Origin of the sequence: Psychrobacter cryohalolentis K5 (assembly GCF_000013905.1) — a bacterium.
Lineage (GTDB): Bacteria > Pseudomonadota > Gammaproteobacteria > Pseudomonadales > Moraxellaceae > Psychrobacter > Psychrobacter cryohalolentis.
The window spans coordinates 993,973-1,015,535 of the sequence record NC_007969.1 but is presented as its reverse complement, the minus strand read 5'-3'; the positions used below and the strand labels follow the sequence as shown (position 1 = coordinate 1,015,535).

Sequence of the window (21,563 nt, the reverse complement as noted above, 5' to 3'; positions counted from 1 at the left end):
TCACCCATCGTCTTATTTGGATGAAATCGCTACTCTTGTTATAGTAAAGAACGATTAATCGCAATAAACCATAAATATTTACTAATACAAAAGGATCATAAGCATGGCTGACAAAGAGAAAGAGAAAGAGAAAGAGAAAGAGAAAGACAATAAAAGCCTAATGGATAGTATTAGACTCATCTTGGGTAAAGAAGACAAAATAAAAGACCAACTTGACAACGGTCGCGGTCTTGAGCGTTATACCAAGGATTTACTATTGCTCATGAGCTTGGTAAAAGACTACTATCAAGGTAACTATCGTAATATTCCTTATAAAACTATTTCAGCGGCAGTGGTTGGTCTGCTCTATGTTATAAACCCTATTGATCTTATTCCGGACTTTATCCCCTTTATCGGTCAAATCGATGATGCGTTGGTACTGAAATTTTGTCTCAAGCTCATGGAAAAGGATTTGTTGAAATACAAAACTTGGAAGGATGAACAAAGCGCATCTAAAGATAAAGACTCAAAGCCTACTAATAAAAAGCTCAAAGATAAAAATAAAAGTACGGCAAAAGCAGATAAAGACGAAGAGTCTAAAGCGGAAGACGATAAGGTAGATACTAAAAAGTCGACATAGCTATTTAGTCATCTATATTAAGTGATATACCTAGCATAACTTAATATAGTAATTGTGAGAAAGACACGGTCAATGAGGTATACATTGACCGTGTCTTTCTATGAGAATAACAATATCTCTATTAATTTTACTTGTGCAAAAAACCATTAATCCGGCACATCATAACGGGCTTTTTCTGGATTAAGACCGAACGAATAGACAAAGGTTGCAACCAGACTGTTTATGATAATAAATGGCACATCAATGCTGGCGTGCCCAAGCACGTAGCGACCGATGAGCCATGAGACAATCAGCATAACAATAAAGAACCCGCCCAAATACGCCAAGATAGCTGGATGCTTAAGATTGTAAGGCTGCTCAGGTTCAGGTTTTTTGTTTAATACATAGGTTCTTATCGCCCAACCAGCCGCATAAGAAAATCCACCCAACACCACATAACTAAAAAAATTCATATTACCTGACTCTAATGATACGACGGTTTATAACAAAATTGTATTGATAAAAAAGCACTTTTTATCATAAATAACAGATATGTAGTATTGACTGATAATACCTAACTAAATAGTCTCTTTAACATTATCAATGACAATATTGGCATGAGGATTGGCCAAAATATCAGTATTAACGTCATCACATTCGACTCGGTAAATAGTGTTTGCTCCTTTATAGATATAAGACAAGTACTCACTATCAAGTAGCGGATCGATATTGGCATAAACAGGCTTAACATGAGCTAATACCAACACTCTATCCGGACGACCAATCACCGCATCGACATTATCAGGGTCTATAGAGAAAAACTGTGGTATGTCGCTATTTTCAATCACCTCTAACGGCTCAGCATCATCCCAAACACGTTTGGCACTTGCAGGCTCTTTCATCTGCATGACCCATGCGCCGCCCTGTTGGCTGACTTTTATTTGCGCCGGCTCATCATGACTGACGGTGTAACAGCCCTCAAAGATAGATAAATCTGCTACCTTCTCAACCTTTTTGGTATCTGCTTGAGTATTACTATCATTACAAGCGCTCAAAAGCAGCATACTGCTCGCAGCCATCGCAATCATCAAATGGCTGAGGTTTTTAGAAGAAGATTTTGAGGCTAAGGACATCATAGGGTAATCCTGCATTCGAGCATTGAAAGCTTTAGTTAAGCAAATTATAGTTAATGTCTGGCTAGACATATCCTTACAACCGCTCTATTTTAACAGAAAACGATAAGCTTACTATTAGGATATCTGTTTTTGGTTTTTTGTGCATGGCAATTGCCCCTATTAACGCTGGATTTGTTATACTCAATTCCAACATAGGTAGATAAAATTAGCCTCCAATATATCAGTGAAATCGCTTCGCTATATCCTGTATTTATTCTCTATTAGGTCAGTAAATTTTTATGTCAGAAAATCGCAGCGCAGCGCAGCCATTTAACACCAGTAATGCCATAAACCCATTGGCTGCCAAAGCAGATACTACGGTTGCTTACACAGATGGCGCGTGTAAAGGCAATCCTGGTGCTGGTGGCTGGGGCGCTCATCTGATATTTAGCGACGGACGGACGCAGGATTTTTATGGCGGTGATAAAGAAACCACCAATAATCGTATGGAATTGATGGGTGCGATACAAGCGCTTACTCATAGCTCACATGAGCAGAAACTCGAGATTTGGACAGACTCAAGTTATGTCAAAAAAGGCATCACTGAGTGGATTGAAGGTTGGAAAAAAAGAGGCTGGAAGACGGCCAGTAAAAAACCCGTCGCCAATCAAGACCTATGGCAGCGACTCGATGAGCTCTGTCAGAAACGCGATGTTGATTGGCATTGGGTCAAAGGTCATGCTGGACATGCTGGTAATGAAAAAGCGGATGAGCTTGCGAACCTAGGTGTGACCTCACGTAGTGAAGATTTGATAACAGACGTTCAAGATAGTACTAAAAAAAAAGAGCCAATAATGGCTGATAAAAAGCCATCAAGCAGCGATGATTGGCTAAATTTTGATCCATTAGGTTTTGATATGATGGATGATGAGCTTGATGCCGAACTACTAGAGAATCAAAGTTATAATGACAGTGTAATAAATACTCATGCTTTCGCTGAAGAAAATATTAGTCCGTACAATGCCACCAATTCAATGAGTGCTATAGAAATGCCAGACGCCCAGACGCCTTTGATTGATACAAGCATCAATAACCATGCGTCCAACATGGTTACTAATGTTGAAGCAGATACGCCAAAATTCGATGGTGACACCAGCCGTGCCAATCCATATTTTAAGCCATTGCTACCCAAGCCAATAAACTGTCACCAATCTGATCGTCAGCTGATTATGGATACCGAGACCACGGGGCTGGATCCGCAAAAAGGCGATCGTGTCATTGAAGTCGGTATTGTAGAGATGATTGGACGTAAGTTCACTGGCGAAAAGCTCCACGTCTATATCAACCCACAGCGCGGTATGGATGAAGAAGTTATTCGAATTCACGGTATTTCTGAAGCATTTTTAACGGACAAACCAACCTTTGATCAAGTCGCGCAGTCGCTCTATGACTTTATGGATGGTGCAGAAATCATCGCTCATAATGCCTCGTTTGATATGAACTTCTTAAATATGGAGTTTGCCAAAGTTGGCATGCATGACTTTGCTGAGCGAGTAAAAGTGACCGACTCGCTGGTCATGGCAAAGCAGCAGTATCCTGGACAGAAAAATACTCTTGATGCTCTCGTACGTCGTTTAGACGTGGGCAAGCAAGACCGTACCTTTCACGGGGCATTACTAGATTCAGAGATTTTAGCAGAAGTCTATTTGGCGATGACTGGCGGACAAGTAACGCTAGGCATTGAGGATGACGCGCAAGCGGATGGCGGACACACAGCCCATGCTAGCTTTGCCAATTTAGCGGCTTTATTGCTTGAGTCAAGTACTGATGAGGGCGCCAATCAAAGCTGGTATGCGTCGCTCGCAGAAGATTATCCTGAGCTGAAAGCCAAAATGTAACAGGCATTAAAATCGCTTCTTATATTGGCGATTAGAGAATATAGTCTTGATTATTATAACGATAAAAAGTAAAACCTTATCTAGCGCTATTTTTTAATTTACTCTCTAACTATTTGCTATTTTCGTCAGTATCTTATGGAAAAAATAATTATGAACCACTCTACGCAAATAAAATTGACCGCGCCAACGCTTAGTGTTACTGACTTTAATTTGCCATCGCTGCACTTATTGCACGATGAGGTCAAGGTCATACTTAAAGATACTGAGATTCATTTGGGCGAATTTAATGACGACAATAGCCAAGCGCCCTTATTATTAGACTCTATTATTGTATTAAAACAGCTTTCTTGTATTTTTGAGCTGATATCTTTGGTGGGTGCAGAGGCACTCAATAATGCGATTGTACACGGTTTACAGGAGCTTTATGACAGTGGCGACAATAGTGATATTGACTTAATCATGGATCTGTCCGAAGCGATCATGACGCTTGATCGTTATATTGAATTTGTGCTACTGACTGAGTCGGTAGAGCCTGCTTTATTACTACCTATTATTAATAAGCTGAATGCTCATAGCCAAATAGCGCCTATTGCTGCTGATTATTTTTCTGCTTTTGGTAATAGTAGTGTCATTATCGCCGATCCTGAAAAGAATTTTCAGCCGCTAAATGAGCTCAACCTTGATCAAGAGCTACTGACCTATGCTTATCGTAGTGGGCTTGGCGTTACTTTGATCAATCGGGATGGCAACATCAATCAAGCTGATCAGCAAAAATTGGATGCTATGTCAGCTGCCTGTGCTTTGATAGCGAAAAATACCAGCAGTCTGTTTTGGCAAGCAGCGTCCGCTGCGGTCACTGATATCGCAGCCATCCTGCCGCTTAATGTCAGTCAAAAGCACACGCTTATTTATGTTGAGCAGCAATTCCAAAGCTATTTGCCTGTCATGGATACGCGTTTTGCTGATTTGGTCAGTTTTGCCGGACAACGTGATACTGAAGCGGCAAAAGTGCTGCGCGAGCAATACGCCGCCAACCGTTTAGAAGATCCACAGCGCCAGCAGATGGAGCGCTTCTTGTTTGGTCCAAACCGTGAGCTGACGGATACTTTGAATATCATTATCCAGACTCAAATCAATACGATTAAAGAAAATGTCGACAGCTATGCCCGTGGTGACTCAATCAATCCAGTCGATATGCAGACCTCGCAAATTATTGAAGAACTCACTACTTTGAGCTCTGCGTTGCATCTTCTTGGGCTATCTAATGCCGCCAATAGCCTGATTAAAGCGTCAGAAGCCGTAAGCACATGGCGCTCGCCTACTCCAGAAGATTTTGATCATTTATTATTGGCACTCATGCATGCAGAAAACGCGACCATCGCCATGGCTGAGATGCATACTCCAGGTGCAATTTATCTGCCGTTGAACAATCCTCATATCTCACTACATCAGCTGAATACCGCTTATGATACCTTGATAGAAGAGAGTCGTACGGCAATTGCCAGTGCTGAACAAGCAATCAATGACTACCTTGCGGAGCCTGAGCGCGATATTCTTAATATTCAAAATACCCCTGAAATGCTGCGTCAAGTAAGCGGTGCTGTGCGTTTTTTACAATTGCCAATGCCGGCCAGTATGCTCAGTCAATTGGCAAATTATTTACAGCAACGTATCAATAGTGGTAATCGTATCGATGATGGCACCTTAGCTTATATTGCTGATGTTATTATGGCAGTTGACCATCATCTAGACGGTTTCGAGAACAATCGCCCTGTCAGCAAACAAGCACTGGATGTTGGGCAGCATAGCTTAAGCCAATTGCTTGCCGCTTAATCATTTATGTAAATTTTTATACAAAGACAAGCTGATATGAGCTTGTCTTTGACCGTTTGGAAACCTATATGATGATCTGCGCCTTTGTCCTATCTGATGAAACGATCTTATGTCGTCAAACGCCTAATGGCTGGTGGCCTTTACAGGTTGAGCTAGCACACTCTGATGTCAGTAGTGAGCAAGCTTATCAATTAGGACAGGTTACATTGTTTGATAGCTTAGCGCCCAATAGCTGGCTGCTGAGTGATGTAGATGATACTGATAACGCTAATGCTAATGCTAATGCTAATGCTAATGCTAATGCTAATGCTAATGCTAATGCTAATGCTAATGCTGTCACTGTACAAGCAAGCCGCGCTATCACTTATGATTATGCAATAGCACATAATATCGCCTTACCCAGTATTTTAGACAGTGATGAATTAACAAGTAGTGACTTGGATAGCAGCGTTATTAGCAATGTAGAGAACAGTATTAACACTTTTATACCTTATCGACAGCTTATCACGCACCTGCCCATAGCATTAGCTGCTCAGCTTAGCCAAGCCATACAACTACTTCGTTGGCAAGCAGATACACAGTTTTGTAGTCGCTGCGCGGCACGCACTGTAGCTGCCAAATGCGGTGAGCGTGCTATGGTTTGTGACGTTTGTCGATTGCGTCAGTATCCGCGTGTACAGCCCTGCGTCATTACCGCCATTACTCGACCCAACCCGCAAACGGGTGAAATGCAAATTTTGTTGGCTCATCATCATCGTTACGGTCAGCAAAAAACAGCCTCTCATTTATTACAGTCGCCCCAACCGTTACTATACGGTTTGATTGCAGGCTTTGTAGAAGTAGGTGAAAGCCTAGAGCATGCTGTGGTACGCGAAGTGGCAGAAGAAGTGGGTCTTAGCTTGTCCGATATTCGCTATGTGAACAGTCAACCATGGCCGTTTCCGTCTAATTTGATGTTGGGTTTTCGAGCATCTTATGCAGATGGCGATATCGTTATACAAGAAGATGAGCTATCACATGCAGATTTTTTCGATCTATCAAAGCTGCCAAAAATACCCTTTAAGGGTAGCATTGCTTATGAGCTGATTGCGCAAATTGCCAATGAGCAAGGTATTTTGCTTTAATCTATCATATCAACGCCTCATTCAGCATTTATCCATATCACTATTATCCTATTTATTTTAATATCAGCATCTAGCACTGATATAAAGGTTTTACATTAAATGCAAAGCACCATGAATAAAAACAGCAATCATATCCGTTTAACCAATCTGCCAATCTTATTCGATTCGCTGAAGATAGAAACATTGCCTGCTGATGTTCAGGAAAAAATTGCGCGCATTGATGGCAGCCTACCGCAAACACAGTGCGGTCTATGCGACCATGCTGATGGTTGCTTACCTTATGCAGTTGCTATCGTGATGGATGGTGAGCCACATAATAAGTGTGTACCGGGTGGTCAGCCAGTGGCGGATACTATCGCGCAGATTATCGATGCTGATATGCCAACACTAAGCGCTGAACCTTCAAAATGGCCGTTAGATTCTACTTCTCAGCGGCCTGTTGAAGTGCGTGCCGTCATTCGTGAAGATGATTGCATTGGCTGTACCAAATGTATTCCCGCCTGCCCTGTTGATGCCATCGTTGGTACTGGCAAGCATATGCATACTATTTTTACGGATTTATGCACGGGCTGTGAATTATGTATAGCGCCCTGCCCTGTTGACTGCATCGATTTGGTCACGGTTGAGCGTACGCTTTCGACACCTGAGCGCACCCTTGAGCAAGAGGATTTGAGACAGCGTTATCATACCCATTTAAATCGTGTCAGCAAGCAACTTGCGGATAGCAGCAATAGTAGACCCGTGGTCAGCATGGTGGAGGCAAAACTGAATAATGCCGCCAGTCAGTCGTTAAATATCAGTGAAGCTCAAGCAAAAAACACTATTGCAGCGGCAAAGCTGCGCAGTAAAATTAAAAAGTTAGAAAAACAGCTTAGCGTACGTCCCAATGAAAGCAAACAAGCAGAATTGAATGAATTAAAAGCTGAGCTTGCACAACTTTAATAGCCAATATCTACTTTTGAATAACCAATGAACAAAATAATGGTAAAAATACCATGAGTAAAACCGTCAAACATAAAACAGCTGATACTCCGCCATCGAGGCGCATGCCCAACCGTGATGTGCGTCCATTTTTTGAGAAATTGGCGGCGACAATTGATGAGCCAGTGACTGAGCTCAATTATAAGAGTAACTTTGAGCTGCTTATCGCAGTTATATTATCAGCGCAGGCGACTGATGTCAGCGTCAATATTGCCACCAATCAGCTCTATCCGGTGGCGAATACGCCTGAGGCAATACTCGCTTTAGGCGAAGAAGGTTTGAAATCCTATATTAAGAATATCGGCTTGTTTAATGCCAAAGCCAAAAACGTCATCAAAACTTGCCGTGACTTGATTGAGAAATTTAATAGCACCGTCCCTGACAACCGTAAAGACTTAGAGTCTCTAGCGGGCGTCGGGCGCAAGACGGCGAATGTAGTTCTAAATACAGCCTTTGGACAGCCGACGATGGCGGTCGATACCCATATCTTTCGAGTGGGTAATCGTACGGGACTTGCCACTGGCAAAAACGTCTTAATCGTTGAGAAGAAACTGGTCGAACGTATCCCCGATGACTTTATCGTTGATGCTCATCATTATCTTATTTTGCACGGGCGCTATACTTGTCAGGCTCGTACCCCAAAATGCGGCGCTTGTCCTGTTTATGACGAATGTATGTTTAAAGATAAAGCAGTATTTTTAGAGTTGTAATGTGAGCAGATGATAATGATCGCAAAGCCTATCGATCAATATACTTATGCTAAATTATAATAATATCATGATTGAGCATTACTTATAATAGAACGAGTGCAGCTCACTAGAGTTTTATTGCGTTTCGAGTTAGAATAAGCGTATTTTTTGGCAAGTACGTCATATTTTTGATCCTGCTGATAATCAGGTGATAGACGTATGATTGGCGACAGCTTCAAGCACGTTGTCAGTTAATAATTCGATATAGTACAACGCAAAGCTATCGCTCTCTTAGCCTGACCCCATATGATTTATAGAAATCTGTGCCTTATGTAAATTTATATAACACATGCATTTATGAATAAGTGAATTAAGTAGTACCAATTAAACACCAAGCAATACATTGTTTGGCCAATACCAATTAAAGCAGCGCCCAGACGTTATGCTTTTTCCTATCTTTATTGATTCAATTAAGCGATCCTATTATGCGCGAATACAACTTATTTACCTCAGAATCTGTGAGCGAAGGTCATCCTGACAAAATGGCTGATCAAATCTCAGACGCTATCCTTGATGCCATCTTACGGCAAGATTTACATGCACGCGTGGCATGTGAGACCCTAGTCAAAACTGGCGCTGTCGTATTGGCAGGTGAAATAACCACCACGGCAAATATCGACGTTGAGCGCATCGTGCGTGATACGGTTAATGGCATTGGTTATCATCATTCAGACTTGGGTTTTGATGGCGAGACATGTGCGGTTATTAATATGCTTGGTAAACAATCGCCTGAGATTGCCCAAGGTGTTGACCGCGCTGACCCTGAAGAACAAGGCGCTGGTGACCAAGGTTTGATGTTTGGTTATGCTAGCAATGAAACTGAAGTATTGATGCCCGCCCCTATCGAGTATGCTCATCGCTTGATGGAGCGTCAGTCGGAGTTGCGCCGCGCAGGCGAACTACCTTGGTTACGTCCGGATGCCAAAGCACAAGTCACGCTTAAATATGATGGCAATAAACCTGTTGCTATTGACGCGGTCGTCTTATCTACGCAGCATGATCCAAGTATCTCGCAAGCTGATTTACAAGAAGCGATCATGGAGTCAATTATCAAACAAGTACTCCCGGCAGAGCTACTACATGCTGGTACACGTTATCATATCAACCCGACTGGCAAATTCGTCATCGGTGGTCCTGTTGGTGATGCAGGACTGACCGGTCGTAAGATTATTGTTGATACTTATGGCGGTATGGCGCGTCACGGTGGCGGCGCATTTAGTGGTAAAGATCCCTCAAAAGTCGATCGCAGTGCAGCTTATGCGGTGCGTTACGTGGCTAAAAACATCGTCGCTGCTGGTATTGCCGATCGCTGTGAAGTACAAGTAAGCTATGCCATTGGCGTTGCTGAACCGACTTCTATTTCGATTAACACTTTTGGTACTAACAAAATCAGCAACGATGAAATCATTAGCTTGATTCGTACGCATTTTGACTTACGTCCGTATGGTATCACCCGTATGCTGAATTTATTGCAGCCGATGTATCAGCAAACCGCCAGTTTTGGACATTTTGGTCGCCAAGGTTCTGAAACCGCCTTTACGTGGGAAAAAACTGACAAAGCTAAGATTTTAAAAGCGGATGCTGGCTTATAAAATTTTTGCTAAAACCCTTTTTGTACCTATTATCTTATCCAGTTATTAGACTGCTGTGATACATTTAAATTTACCTACCATTATTAGGAGTCGTTTATGTCTCAAGAGAATGCTCAAAACAATGAGATTGATGCAAGTCTTGAAATCACCCCTGAAATGCAGTCGTTTTATCAACGTGCTGATGCCATTATTGGTGTAGCAAACAGTCAATTAGGTCCTGATGCGCACTCAGGTCAAGTAGGTGCGTCACTGCTTTATGCCGCAGCACGTTATAGCGCATCAGTCGCCTCAATCGGCTTTGTAAAAGGTGATGATTTTGCCAAAGAAAAGGATGATATTGTCGAATTTTATACCAAACAATATCGCCAAATGCTGAGCGACAACTTGACTGATTATGCGCAGAACTTTGATAAATATATTCAGCTTAATCAAGATGATAAGCCTGCTAAATAAAACGGTTATGCTTGGTTAAAGATATTTATCTGAGCATCTTTAATGGCAGAAATTATCTTTGAGCAAATAAAAAACCCTAAGCTTACTATTAAGCTGAACTGACCCCCAAATGTTGGACGGTTTAGTTTATATCAAGGACTGAGTTCTGTACTTAACAGGACTCAGTCCTTTTAGTTTGAGTTGAATTCTTTCATGATTATAGTAGTGAATATACTCATGAATCTGTTTCTCTAAACCTTCAATCGAATTAGGCTTTTCAATATAAATCGTCTCACACTTTAGGGTACCAAAGAACCCCTCCATGAGCGCATTATCCAAACAGTTGCCTTTTCTGCTCATACTTTGCTTAATACCATGCTGTTTCAGCACCTGTCCAAACAGTCTCATTTGATAATGCCATCCTTGATCAGAGTGCAGCATTAACTTGTTATCACGGCACGCTTTCGTCTTTGCCAAAGCATCCTCTAGCATCTTGCCAACTAAGTCATAAGTGGGTCTCTTTGAGAGTGTATAACTGACAATCTCATTGTTATAACAATCAAGTATGGGTGACAAATACAGCTTATCATCACCCACCTTAAACTCAGTAATATCGGTCAGCCAGCGCTTATTTGGTTTATCTGCATGAAACTGGCGTTTTAAATAGTTCTTCGCAATCTTACCTTGTTGTCCTTTATAGGAGCGATACTTCTGACGTCTTATCTTTGCGCTAAGCTTCATGTCATGCATAAGCTTAGCGATGAGCTTATGGTTATGATGACAATCTAGCTGCTTTAATGCAGCCGTGACTCTACGATAACCATACCTGCCTTTATGCTGATGGTAAAGCTCAGTAATACGCTGTTTTAAGTCTCCATATTTGTCTTTAACGTCAAACTGACACCTATGGTAGTAAAAGACACTTTTAGCCATCTTAGCGATGTTTAGCAAAGCAGATAAAGGGTGCTCTTGTCTTAGTGCTTCGATGAGCCTTGCTTTTTGCCTGCTTGTTCCTCCGCTTTGAGCAAGGCATCGAGCTTTTTTAGGTACGCAACCTCTGCACGTAGGTATTCATTCTCACGCTTAAGCTCTGCTAAGGTTTTCTCATCATCTGGTTTGCTTGTGATAAATGGCTTGGTCATGGCGGCTCTACCTTTAGGCTTGGTTATTAGTCCAGACATGCCTTGTTGTCGATATGCTTTGTGCCAGTGGCTAATTAAAGCAGGTGAGCTGATATTAAATGTTAAAGCGACCTCGGATTGACTTAATCCTTGCGTCAGCATGGTCGTAATCACTTTGTATTTAAACCCACTGCTGTATTTAGCCTTACTTGTCTTTGGCTTGATCGCGTCTATACCACCGCTTTGATATTGCTTAACCCATTTTTGTACAAGTTTCGAATCTACTTTAAACTTCTCACTTGTGGCAAGTCCGGTATGTCCTTGCAGATAGTATGCGATGACTTGCATCTTAAAGTCTAGATCGTAACGCATAAAAATACCCCCATAAGTTGTGTCCAACTTATGGGGGTCGGTTCAAGCTTGGGGTTTTTATTTGCTTGTAAATGATAGAAAGCTATTAAAACCAACAATGCTATTGCTATGAAGTTTTTGCAGCTTTTCTCACGCATTGAGCAAAATACATAGCAGTAGTATAGCTATATATATGTATAATTTTCTCGATTTTATTTTGTACTTATCATATGATGTGGTGGATGACTTCTCCTAAATAAGTTACTATCCATTTGTATCATTCTATTTCTGATATGGTTGTCGTTGACTGTTGATAACAGGAAGTTATCGAGCGCTATTTATAAGGAAACATTATTATGAATCATTTATCTAAACCGTGGCTGTCAATACTAGGGCTCTCAGTAGCCATCACATTATCTGGTTGTAATAATCTTCCAATCAGCACCCATTCTGAGCCGCCTATTCATAGCACTGAAAACAATAAAGACCACAGTGCTAGCAGTAATCAAGGCTCAATTAACAATCCTTTCAATAAATGCCCACCCTTTAATCCTGAGCAAACCATGTGTACCGCACAGTATGATCCTGTCTGTGTCACTGTAAAAAACCAATCAGGTTTCAGTTATCGTACTGCGGGCAACGCCTGTTCAGCATGTGGTACTACCTCTGCAGTCGGTTATGTAAAAGGACAATGTGTGTAGTTTACATCCTACCTCTGGTAACTCTAATCAAATACTTTTCATCATAATATAGTCAGTCCTAAATAAAATAAGTACAAATATTATAACGCGCTACTGGTATAAATTTTTCTTGCTTGCTGTGCCTGCGCAGACAGAGGCGGCGCAAAACTTATCCCAGTAGCACTGTGTTTGATTTATAGTGGATTGACTATAGATATATCAGTAGAAATTAAAAAGCCCCAACTTATGATAAAGCTGGGGCTTTTTGAATTATTTTTTAGCTTAAGTACTATTTAAGCATTGTCTAAAAAACTCTTAACCTTCAGGCTTTTCAATATCAGGCGGACCTGTGAGCAAGTCTTCATCACGAAATTCATTGGCTGAATTGTGCTCAGCAGATTCCTCGGTGATAAACCATTGCTGATTGCGATACAATATCAAACGGTCACGACTTAAGCCACGTAGTAGCGAATACATCATTACGACTATCACTATCGCAAAAGGAAAACCTGACACAATGGAAGCCGCTTGTAGTGCACTCAAGCCACCTGCTGCCAATAGTACCGCTGCGATGACACCTTCGGTACCCGCCCAAAATAAGCGCTGAATTTTCGGTGGATTAGCATCGCCACCTGAGGTCAACATATCAATGACGAAACTGGCTGAATCCGATGACGTGACAAACCAAAGAACAATCATTACCACGATGAGCAAGTTCACAGCCGATGTTAGCGGATAAGACTCCATCAACTTAAAGATGGCACTGCCAGTATCTGCTTGGACCGCCTCGATCAAGCCAGGACTGATAATATTGGGGTCCGCCGCCGCCATTAGCTCCATATTAACGGCTGAACCACCAAAAGCGGTAAACCATAAGAACAATATGGTAATAGGAATCAACAACACTCCCAATATGAATTCACGAATCGTACGACCACGAGAGATACGAGCCACGAACACCCCAACGAAAGGCGACCAGCTTATCCACCATGCCCAATAGAAAATCGTCCATGATGCTTGCCAGTTTTCTTCACCGTTATAAGACTCTGTCCAAAGACCTAGTGGCACAATCTGATGTAAATAGTTGCCGATGTTCTCTACAAAGCTATTTATAATAAACTGAGTCGGTCCTAAAATAATCACAAAGCTTAGCAATATCACAGTAAATAATATATTGGTATCACTTAAGCGCTTAATCCCTTTATCTAATCCCATAAACAGAGATAGACCAGCCAGCATAGTGATTAAGGCAATCAATATAATTTGCACTGTAATATTATTGGGAATACCAAATAACGTCTCAAGACCTGAGTTAATCTGCAATACCCCAAGACCTAACGTGGTCACTACCCCAAACATCGTCCCAAATACCGCCAGCGTATCGACCGTATGACCCCAACCACCATAGATTTTCTTACCCAATATAGGATAAAGTGTCGAGCGGATGGCCAGTGGTAAACCCACTCGGTAGTGAAAATAAGCCAATGACAAAGCAACCATGCCGTAGAGCGCCCACACATGTAAGCCATAATGCAGGAACGAGATATTCATCGCTTGCTTGGCGGCGGCGATCGTTTCGGGCTCTCCCAATGGCGGCGCCATAAAATGGTACAAGGGTTCAGCGGTGCCCCAATAGAGCAGTCCAATACCGATGCCAGCTGAAAACAGCATGCCAATCCAGGAGACTATATTATACTCGGGCTTCTCGTTCTGATGACCAAGCCTGATATCGCCATAGCGACTGAATATCATATAAATACTCATCACTAGCGTTAAGTTAACCACCACAATAAAGAACCAGCCAAAGCGCAAAGACACGAATGCTTTTGCGTGACCAAATACCAGTTCTGCTTGCTCATTAAAAAAAGCACCAAAGATGATAAACACCAGAATTAATAGTGCTGAAGTTAAGAACACAGGTTTACTTACCCGTGGAAAAGGGCCCAAGCGGCCAACTTTTACATGATCCATTTAGTCGTCTCAGTTTTTGAAGGGGCTCACCTTAACAAGATATTACACAACTATCAAATCGAATCAGACACTTTATAACCTTGCTATTGGTCAACAAATAAAAAAATCCTAAGATAACCATGCATCTTAGGATTTGATATTACAAGTATTTTATCGTTTTTTAATAAATAAAAAACAGATATAGTGAGCTGTCAATCATTGATTGAAACGACTGTCAGCACACTCTTGATCTTTCTTCGCTTAATCACAGGTTGCTTATCTAAGCCCTAATTCATGACTATTAATCAGCATCGCGTTGATTAATCACCCTTTACAATTTTAGGTGGGCCTTTCAACAAATGCTCGTCGACGAACTCATTAGCCGAGTTGTGATCTGCCGATTCATCAGTAATAAAATTCTGCTGAGCTCGATATAGAATCAGACGATCGCGGCTAAGACCACGTAACAACGCGTACATCATGACAAAAATCACTAAGGCAAACGGTAGTCCTGCTACGATAGCAGCGGCCTGCAAAGCAGACAGCCCACCAGCCGCTAGTAGTATAGCAGCGATAACGCCTTCTGTAGTTGCCCAAAACAAACGCTGAATTTTTGGTGGATTGGTATCACCACCAGCTGTCAGCATATCGATAACAAAACTGGCCGAGTCTGATGACGTCACAAACCAAAGCATAATCATAACGACGATCAGTAGCGTAATCGGTTTTGCCAATGGATAGTATTCAACCAATTTAAAGATCGCACTACCGGTATCTGCTTGTACCGCTTCAACCAATCCTGGGCTATAATACCTGACACAGCAGAGGCAAGTTCCATATGAACAGCAACGCCGCCAAAGGTCGTAAACCAGAAGAACAAAATAAGCATTGGGATCAGTAATACCCCAAGCGTAAATTCACGAATGGTACGACCACGAGAGATACGGGCAATAAAGATACCAACGAATGGTGCCCAACTGACCCACCATGCCCAATAAAATATCGTCCAACTACTCTGCCAATCTGTCCCACTATAAGACTCGCCCCATGTACCTAGAGGCACAATCACGGTCAGATAGTTTCCGATGTTTTCAATAAAGCTATCAAAGATAAAGAGTGTCGGTCCTAAAATGACCATAAACGCCAATAAGACGATCGTGAATCCAATGTTAATGTCACTAAGTCGCTTAATACCTTTATCTAAACCCATCATAACGGAAATGGCTGCAAGCCCTGTGATGAAAGCAATCAAACCAAACTGTACAGTGAGACTATTAGGTGTACCAAATAGCTTTTCGAGTCCGGAGTTGATCTGCAGCACTCCTAGCCCTAGTGAGGTGACCACGCCAAACATCGTACCAAATACGGCCAAGATATCGACAGTATGTCCCCATCGACCATAGATTCGTTTACCGAGTATAGGGTATAGAGTTGATCGAATCGATAAGGGCAGACCGCGGCGGAAATGAAAATACGCTAAAGATAGCGCCACAATCGTATAGATCGCCCAAGCGTGTAGACCCCAATGCATAAATGAGATGTTCATCGCTTGCTTTGCTGCTGCAACCGTTTCGGCATCGCTCATTGGTGGTGCCATGAAATGATACAACGGCTCCGCTGTGCCCCAATAAACTAGGCCAATACCAATACCTGCGGAAAACAACATGCCAATCCACGAAAACAGATTGTACTGTGGTCGCTCCGTCTGATTGCCTAGCCGAATGTCACCATAGCGACTCATGGCTAAGTAAATACAAAGTGCAAGCGCCGCATTAACTAAGAGAATAAACAGCCAGCCGAATTTATCGGTAATAAAATTTTGTAAAAAACTAAAGAGAGCCCCTGCTGTTTCAGTGAAAAGTGCACCGAAAATAATGAATCCAACAATCAACAGTGTTGAGGTAATAAACACAGGTTTACTCACCCGTGGAAAAGGGCCTAATCTGCCTACTTTTACTTCTTCCATGTGCAAGTCTCAAAATTTAAGGAACATCACCTTAACAAAATAGGCTTTAAGTATCAATCAATTACAAATTAAAACTTGATAAAACCCTTAATTTTTTCTAAATAAATTAATAATTTTTTTTAGAATAACTAAATAACTATACAAATAAAAACAACTTTAGCACGATCCTACTTAGGCGATAGTCTCAGTAATCGCCCACCATTACCATCTTCAAGCGCCCAAACCTGCCCATCTGCAACCAGTACACTACGAATACGCTCGCCCATATCATAGCGATAGCGCTCAGTCGCACCATTATTTTCATCGAAATTAACAACTATCAGCGCTTTGGAGGATAAACCACTGATCAGCGCATTACCTTGCCACGCCGGAAAATCATTGTGCTTACCAGTCGAATACATACTTATTGATGAAGGGGATATGACTGGTGTCCATGTGATTTTGGGTGCTTCAAGCTCAGGACGCGTACTGTGATCAGGAATATCCACACCAGAATAATTGCGACCATTTGATACGATTGGCCAGCCGTAATTCTTACCTTTTTCAATCAGATTGAACTCATCACCACCTCGTGGACCCATTTCATGCGCCCACAACTGCTCTTTACTATCGAATGCCATCCCGAGTACATTACGATGTCCTATGCTCCAAAATTGAGCAGCGATGTCATTATTACTCACAAATGGATTGTCCATTGGCATCGAGCCGTCAGTATTTAACCGTATTATTTTTCCCAAATTGACAGTCATGTCTTGAGCAGGAGGTTTTTCTTGACGTTCGCCTGAGCTGATATATAAATATTGCCCATCAGGTGAAAATAATAAACGGTGGCTGTAATGCCCTTGCCCATCTACCTTTGGCGTCTGCTGCCAAATTGGGACCATCTTCTGCAAACTTGGTTGATCAGTATCCAAACCTGATAGTTTGGCTTTAATGACTTTTGCACCAAATTTATTACTATCATCACCAGTGCCTGCCTCAACGTAGCTGATATATACGTTGTTAGAGGTAACAAAATCTGGTGCAAGAATAATATCACCAAGACCGCCTTGTCCCCCGTAAGCGACTTTAGGCACGCTAGCGATTTCTGTCTTAGTACCTGTTGCCGTATCAACAATGAATAATTCGCCTGTCTTTTGTGTGACAAGCAGTTTTGATGGTTTATTACTAACGATAGGTAATGCAGTCATTGCCCATGGCTCATCAAAGGTGGCAACGGCTTTTGTGGTAAAGGCAGGTTTGTCCGTACTTGCAACATCTGCTACTGAGGTTTCAGCTTCTTGATATTTTGCCAAATCGGCATTGGTATCAGTGGCAGATTGATTTGAACAAGCAGAAGTACTAAACAGTAATGCTGTGATAATTATCGGTAACGTTAATGGTTTACTCATATACTGCCTATTTATTATTATCATTCTTTTATCTCCATAAATTTTATATTTATATAATTAGAGCTTAGATTATTTATAACATAATCTAAGTATGGCAAGAGTAAAAATAATGATGGCGCACAAAGTAAAAACCCCTTACTTGCCGGTATAAAAAATGGGCAAATAAGGGGCTTAGTTTCGGGTCAAGGGCTAAAATGAACGATTAGCTCATTCTAAGCTTATCAAATGTCAGCTTATCATCCACACCGACATCGACTTTGATGATATCACCAGCAACAAAGTCACCTGCCAGCAGCTTCAATGACAATGGGTTTTCAATCTCTTGCTGAATGGCACGCTTGAGTGGACGCGCGCCATAAACAGGATCATAACCAACCGCAACCAGCTTATTCATCGCTTCTGCTGATAACTCGATATCTAACTCACGCTCATATAAACGCTGACGCAAGCGGTTTAACTGAATCGCAGCAATACCTGCCATCTGCGACATACCTAGTGGATGGAATACCACGATCTCATCGATACGGTTGACAAACTCTGGACGGAAATGCTGCCCAACTGAATCCATCACTTCAGCTTTGATATCCTCATAGCTCTCGCCGACCATTTCTTGGATTTTATGCGAACCCAAGTTACTGGTCATAATAATCACAGTATTCTTGAAATCAACGACACGACCTTGTGAGTCAGTCAAACGACCATCATCCAACACTTGTAGCAAGATATTAAACACATCAGGATGCGCTTTTTCAACTTCATCAAACAAAATCACACTATAAGGTTTACGGCGTACCGCTTCAGTCAAGGCACCACCTTCTTCATAACCGACGTAGCCTGGCGGGGCACCAACCAAGCGGCTGACGCTGTGCTTCTCCATATACTCACTCATATCGATACGTACAATAGCATCTTCACTATCGAACAAGAAGTTCGCCAATGACTTGGTCAGCTCAGTCTTACCGACACCCGTAGGTCCTAAGAATAAGAATGAACCTGAAGGACGATTCGGATCAGACAAGCCAGCACGGCTACGGCGTACCGCATTGGCTACCGCTTCAACTGCTTCGTCTTGACCGATGACGCGCTCATGGAGTTTTTCTTCCATTGCCAGCATCTTATCACGCTCGCCTTGCATCATTTTACTGACTGGAATACCCGTCGCTGCAGCAACGACTTCAGCAATTTCATTATCCGTGACTTTGTTACGCAGCAGTTTTACACCACTATTTTCACCAGTCTGCTCTTTTTGCTCTGCCAGGTCAGACTCATGGATACGGCGCTCTAACTGCGGAATCGTCTCGTATTGTAGCTTACTCATGATCTCATAATCGCCTTCACGACTGGCTTTATCATAAGCAATACGCGCTTTGTCCAGCTCGTCTTTTAGCTGCTGACTGCCTTTGACCAAAGCTTTTTCTGCTTGCCAGATCTCGTTGAGATCAGCGTATTCTTTCTCTAACTCTTCAATTTGTGCATCAAGCACTTTACGCTCTGCTTGCGCACCAGCATCTTCTTCATTTTTGAGTACTTCGCGCTGCATTTTTAGCTGTATCAGACGGCTATCGAGCTTACCTAAAGATTCAGGTTTGCTGTCCATCTCCATACGTAAGCGACTGGCGGCTTCATCAATCAAGTCAATCGCCTTATCCGGTAACTTGCGATCAGTAATATAACGATGGCTCATCCGCGCAGCAGCAATGATGGCGCTGTCTTGGATATCGACTCCATGATGAAGCTCATAGCGCTCTTTTAGACCACGCAATATCGCAATGGTGTCTTCGACCGTTGGCTCATCAACCAATACTTTTTGGAAACGACGCTCAAGTGCTGCATCTTTTTCAATATACTTACGATATTCATCTAAAGTCGTCGCACCGACGCAGTGCAGCTCACCGCGAGCAAGCGCTGGTTTGAGCATATTACCAGCGTCCATCGCGCCATCTGCTTTACCAGCACCTACTAAAGTATGCAACTCATCGATGAATAGGATAACGTTACCTTCTTGCTTCGATAAGTCACTAAGTACCGCTTTAAGTCGCTCTTCGAACTCACCACGGAATTTTGCCCCCGCAATTAACGCACCTAAGTCCAACGACAGCACTTCTTTGCGACGTAAACCTTCTGGTACATCACCATTAATAATTTTTTGAGCCAAACCTTCTACAATGGCCGTTTTACCAACACCCGGCTCACCAATAAGCACAGGGTTATTTTTGGTACGGCGCGACAACACCTGAATGGTACGGCGAATCTCTTCGTCACGACCAATCACAGGATCAAGCTTACCTAGCTCTGCTTGCTCCGTTAAGTTAATCGTATATTTATTGAGGGCATCACGCTGATCTTCAGCGTTTTGATTATTCACGGTATCATCACCGCGTAATTGCTCAATCACGGCTTTCAATTTATTGGCTGTAACACCCGCACTTTCAAATACCTTTTTGGTATCGCCTTGTTCAGCCAGTGCCAACATTACCCATTCGGTGGCGATAAAATCATCACCTTCTTTTTGTGCTTGGCGGTCTGCCAAGTTCAGAATTTTGACTGAATTTGGGTTTAGATTAACGTCTCCTGTTGGCTCACTAATCGTTGCTTGGTTGTCGAGCGCTTTTGCCACGCCATTTTTTAGCGCAGGAATAGAGGCGCCCGCTTGCTGGCAAATAGACAAATTAGACTCATCTTGTAGCAAGACTGCTAGCAAATGCACAGGGTCTATTCCCGTATGGTCGCGCCCTAACGCCAGACTTTGTGCTTCTTGAATGGCAGATTGCAACTTTTGGGTAAACTTCTCGAATCTCATATTTGTTTCCTCTTATAATTAATAATATTTTATATCTGATAGTAGCTGCGGCTTTTTATAAGTATTAAGATGCCTTAAGCTTTTCGTTGTTATCTATATCGGGTTTGTTAAGTAATATTTCAATGTAAATTTAACTTTTATCAATAATATTTAGTAGCTTATGACTGTCAGTTGCTTTCAATTAAATAGACCATACAAAACACTAATATATCACCTTATCGATATAAACCTTACTTATAACAATGATATGACGATAAAGCATTAATAGGCACATTTATGGGAGATTTCAAGGGAAGATAGAAAAGAAAAAATAGGAAGTTTGGGATTTTTCAGAAAGAAAGAGATGAGTATGTTAAGAGTATGAATAAATTATCGAAAAAACCTTAAATGAGTGATTTAGAAATATCTATAAAAGTAGAAAGTACGTTAAATATGAGCTGAATAAACATACGTTAACAAGGTGCTTATTCCACAATTTCGATAGGTGTACCAATCTCTACAGCCGCCATGATTTCATCCATCTCATTATCGGTAACGGCAATACAGCCATCGGTCCAGTCGCGTTGCTGATTTATCGCTGCCAAATGCCCAAAACCGTTTTTCTGGCCATGAATCATAATATCGCCGCCGGGACTAATACCTCGTGATTTGGCACGGGCTTTATCCGCCGCATTAGGATAGCTGACATGAATAGAGCGATAGAATTTAGATTTTTCATTTTTATAATCGAGTATATAAGAACCTGTCGGAGTGCGTTTGTCACCTTGTTGCTGCTTATGACCGACAGGATTGCCGCCCAAGGCAATGTGATAGGATTTGATAACTTTATTATCACTTAGCAACTGCAGGGTGCGAGCGGATTTATCGACAAAAACTTTATCAATCATAATATTGTTAAGCATGGCTTGTTTGTTCTCTGAAACACCCTCAGCAGCAATGGCACTCGTGCTAGTCATGATAGCGAGGCTAAAACCTATGACGA

At 42.0% G+C, this 21,563-nt stretch carries 17 protein-coding genes and 1 pseudogene; 9 read left to right on the top strand and 9 right to left on the bottom strand.

From position 1 onward, the window contains the following. Positions 1–103: 103 nt before the first annotated feature. A complete protein-coding gene (locus tag PCRYO_RS04440) occupies positions 104–619 on the top strand; it encodes a YkvA family protein (RefSeq protein WP_011513200.1) in 516 nt (171 codons plus the stop codon). 146 nt (positions 620–765) lie between these two features. Here PCRYO_RS04440 and PCRYO_RS04435 read toward each other — a convergent pair whose 3' ends face one another. Next, a complete protein-coding gene (locus PCRYO_RS04435; RefSeq protein ID WP_011513199.1) occupies positions 766–1,071 on the bottom strand; it encodes a hypothetical protein in 306 nt (101 codons plus the stop codon). Between the two features lie 105 nt (positions 1,072–1,176). Further along, positions 1,177–1,734, bottom strand: a complete 558-nt coding sequence (locus PCRYO_RS04430) for a hypothetical protein (protein WP_011513198.1) — start codon at positions 1,732–1,734, stop codon at positions 1,177–1,179. A gap of 278 nt (positions 1,735–2,012) precedes the next feature. Here PCRYO_RS04430 and dnaQ point away from each other — a divergent pair, with 278 nt between their 5' ends. From dnaQ to PCRYO_RS04395, 7 genes are all read left to right on the top strand, one after another. Further along, the gene (gene dnaQ, locus PCRYO_RS04425; RefSeq protein WP_011513197.1) at positions 2,013–3,611 is read left to right on the top strand and encodes a DNA polymerase III subunit epsilon; all 1,599 of its coding nucleotides are present in this window, start codon (positions 2,013–2,015) and stop codon (positions 3,609–3,611) included. Between the two features lie 150 nt (positions 3,612–3,761). Next, the gene (locus PCRYO_RS04420; protein ID WP_226939336.1) at positions 3,762–5,444 is read left to right on the top strand and encodes a hypothetical protein; all 1,683 of its coding nucleotides are present in this window, start codon (positions 3,762–3,764) and stop codon (positions 5,442–5,444) included. Positions 5,445–5,803: 359 nt separating this feature from the next. Next, positions 5,804–6,568 carry an NAD(+) diphosphatase gene (nudC, locus tag PCRYO_RS04415; protein WP_406626819.1) on the top strand — a complete coding sequence of 255 codons (765 nt, stop codon included), beginning with the start codon at positions 5,804–5,806 and terminating at the stop codon, positions 6,566–6,568. A gap of 99 nt (positions 6,569–6,667) precedes the next feature. After that, complete coding sequence (locus PCRYO_RS04410) at positions 6,668–7,510, top strand: RnfABCDGE type electron transport complex subunit B (protein ID WP_011513194.1); 843 nt, start codon at positions 6,668–6,670, stop codon at positions 7,508–7,510. 53 nt (positions 7,511–7,563) lie between these two features. Continuing rightward, positions 7,564–8,259, top strand: a complete 696-nt coding sequence (gene nth / locus PCRYO_RS04405) for an endonuclease III (RefSeq protein ID WP_011513193.1) — start codon at positions 7,564–7,566, stop codon at positions 8,257–8,259. 464 nt (positions 8,260–8,723) lie between these two features. Continuing rightward, positions 8,724–9,890: a methionine adenosyltransferase gene (metK, locus tag PCRYO_RS04400; protein ID WP_011513192.1), complete on the top strand. Its 1,167-nt coding sequence runs from the start codon at positions 8,724–8,726 to the stop codon at positions 9,888–9,890. A 96-nt stretch (positions 9,891–9,986) separates the two neighbouring features. Next, on the top strand, positions 9,987–10,343 hold the full coding sequence (locus PCRYO_RS04395) for a DUF3144 domain-containing protein (protein ID WP_011513191.1): 357 nt from the start codon (positions 9,987–9,989) through the stop codon (positions 10,341–10,343). A 126-nt stretch (positions 10,344–10,469) separates the two neighbouring features. On the opposite strand, the gene PCRYO_RS04390 is transcribed toward PCRYO_RS04395, so the two are convergent. Both PCRYO_RS04390 and PCRYO_RS04385 read right to left on the bottom strand, forming a co-directional pair. Continuing rightward, a complete protein-coding gene (locus tag PCRYO_RS04390; protein ID WP_083759463.1) occupies positions 10,470–11,309 on the bottom strand; it encodes an IS3 family transposase in 840 nt (279 codons plus the stop codon). Further along, entirely contained in the window at positions 11,297–11,815 is a 519-nt protein-coding gene (locus tag PCRYO_RS04385) for a helix-turn-helix domain-containing protein (RefSeq protein ID WP_011513068.1), read from the bottom strand. Before PCRYO_RS04385 ends, PCRYO_RS04390 begins: the two co-directional genes overlap by 13 nt. 335 nt (positions 11,816–12,150) lie before the next feature. Between PCRYO_RS04385 and PCRYO_RS04380 the strand changes: the two genes are divergently transcribed. Further along, positions 12,151–12,495: a hypothetical protein gene (locus PCRYO_RS04380; protein WP_011513190.1), complete on the top strand. Its 345-nt coding sequence runs from the start codon at positions 12,151–12,153 to the stop codon at positions 12,493–12,495. Positions 12,496–12,789: 294 nt separating this feature from the next. On the opposite strand, the gene PCRYO_RS04375 is transcribed toward PCRYO_RS04380, so the two are convergent. The 5 genes and pseudogenes from PCRYO_RS04375 to PCRYO_RS04355 form a co-directional block, all read right to left on the bottom strand. Beyond that, complete coding sequence (locus tag PCRYO_RS04375) at positions 12,790–14,445, bottom strand: BCCT family transporter (protein ID WP_011513189.1); 1,656 nt, start codon at positions 14,443–14,445, stop codon at positions 12,790–12,792. A 299-nt stretch (positions 14,446–14,744) separates the two neighbouring features. Further along, positions 14,745–16,390, bottom strand: a pseudogene (locus tag PCRYO_RS04370) (BCCT family transporter). Positions 16,391–16,557: 167 nt separating this feature from the next. Further along, positions 16,558–17,781: a PQQ-dependent sugar dehydrogenase gene (locus tag PCRYO_RS04365; RefSeq protein ID WP_041753028.1), complete on the bottom strand. Its 1,224-nt coding sequence runs from the start codon at positions 17,779–17,781 to the stop codon at positions 16,558–16,560. Between the two features lie 202 nt (positions 17,782–17,983). Continuing rightward, the gene (clpB, locus tag PCRYO_RS04360; RefSeq protein WP_011513187.1) at positions 17,984–20,581 is read right to left on the bottom strand and encodes an ATP-dependent chaperone ClpB; all 2,598 of its coding nucleotides are present in this window, start codon (positions 20,579–20,581) and stop codon (positions 17,984–17,986) included. Between the two features lie 464 nt (positions 20,582–21,045). Continuing rightward, complete coding sequence (locus PCRYO_RS04355; RefSeq protein WP_226939335.1) at positions 21,046–21,537, bottom strand: L,D-transpeptidase family protein; 492 nt, start codon at positions 21,535–21,537, stop codon at positions 21,046–21,048. Positions 21,538–21,563: the final 26 nt, after the last annotated feature.